The sequence below is a fragment of the Pseudomonas frederiksbergensis genome, assembly GCF_003732665.1.
In the GTDB taxonomy this organism is placed as follows: domain Bacteria; phylum Pseudomonadota; class Gammaproteobacteria; order Pseudomonadales; family Pseudomonadaceae; genus Aquipseudomonas; species Aquipseudomonas frederiksbergensis_G.
On record NZ_MOBP01000249.1, the window covers coordinates 1 to 259 of the forward strand.

Annotated in this window: 1 protein-coding gene; it reads right to left on the reverse strand. The window is 65.6% G+C overall.

Annotated elements, in window-relative coordinates:
- The coding region (gene holA / locus BK665_RS34045) for a DNA polymerase III subunit delta (RefSeq protein WP_123410671.1) at positions 1 to 259 on the reverse strand (259 nt) is incomplete at both ends.

Genomic DNA, 259 nt, shown 5'->3' on the forward strand with positions numbered 1-259 from the left:
TCGACACCTTCGCCCCGCAGGCCTTCGAGCATGCGCAGGGCATGGGCGGCTTCACCGTTGAGGATCGCATCGGTCAACCCGAAGACATCGAAGCGCGCACTGTCGGCCACGGCAGCCTGCACCGTTTCCACGGTGATCTGTCCGCCTTCGGCCATCAGCTTGAGCTTTTCGATTTCCTGGGCGGCGGCCAGCAGGTTGCCTTCGACGCGGGCGGCAATCAGCTCCACTGCGTCCTGGCTGGCCGAGAGACCGGCTTGGG